The sequence below is a fragment of the Paenibacillus sp. A3 genome (assembly GCF_001399685.1).
Lineage (GTDB): Bacteria > Bacillota > Bacilli > Paenibacillales > NBRC-103111 > Paenibacillus_G.
Genome location: NZ_JTHN01000344.1, coordinates 1 through 802 on the forward strand (window position 1 = coordinate 1; position 802 = coordinate 802).

At 30.7% G+C, this 802-nt stretch carries 2 protein-coding genes; one reads left to right on the forward strand and one right to left on the reverse strand.

Features of this window, described 5'->3' with window-relative positions:
- Window positions 1-53 precede the first annotated feature (53 nt).
- Entirely contained in the window at window positions 54-350 is a 297-nt protein-coding gene (locus QJ48_RS34385) for a hypothetical protein (RefSeq protein ID WP_054977758.1), read from the reverse strand.
- A 162-nt stretch (window positions 351-512) separates the two neighbouring features.
- Here QJ48_RS34385 and QJ48_RS37220 point away from each other — a divergent pair.
- Window positions 513-802, forward strand: a 290-nt coding sequence (locus QJ48_RS37220; protein ID WP_157261859.1) for a hypothetical protein, incomplete at its 3' end; no start/stop codon positions are given.

Consider the following 802-nt stretch of genomic DNA (forward strand, 5'->3'; position numbering starts at 1 on the left):
TCCACGAAATCAAAATCGCTTTGACTTGCTGTAGAACTTGATGGTCATACCTTCTATACATCTGGATGAATAGGGTCAAACGTAATAATAACTGGCATAAACTTTGGAGTCACCATGAAATTATACACAATACCTTCTTTAGATTCGTATGAAACAATATAATCACCAAATTGTGAGGAATACTCTATTTTTTTATATTTTAATCCCATTTCGTTATACTTCATAGTTATATAAATTGATAAAGTTAACCGTGCGGTTACACGTTGAATTGGGCCCGTCACATGGAGTACTAAAATAATGAATAAAATAATACCAAGTATAATAGTTTTTTTTCTTTTAAATTTAACCATATCTTTTCTCTCCTTTTCGTTTGTTTTCAAAATAATACATTTAAGTAACAATATTTGTATTCCATAATATAGTATTTATTACAAATTAATGTTGCCCAAAAAATAAAAGTATGGTTTAATTAAACTATAATTGTAAAAATTTTTCAAGGAGGATGATGTATTTTGAGTAAAAAAAAGGTTATTGCAGGGTTGATCGCACTTGTTTCTGTATCATCGTCTATCATTCCAGTCTCTTACGCATCTAACGAGAATAATGCACTTAATACTGAAGTCCATGCGTCGCAAACTCAAAACAATCCTTACATCCAGCAATACAATAAAGAAAATGGAATTACATCGAAAAGTTTAAATTCATCATTGTCAGAAGATGATGAAACAGTTTACAAAACGCTGACAACCTACTACCAAGAAGATGTAAAGGTTGGAAAAATCCTTGCGCAAGTAGCCAAGGA

Excerpts from the sequence above, each read along its gene's own strand:
- QJ48_RS34385 (WP_054977758.1), bottom strand. The coding sequence starts at position 350 with ATGGTTAAATTTAAAAGAAAAAAAACTATTATACTTGGTATTATTTTA.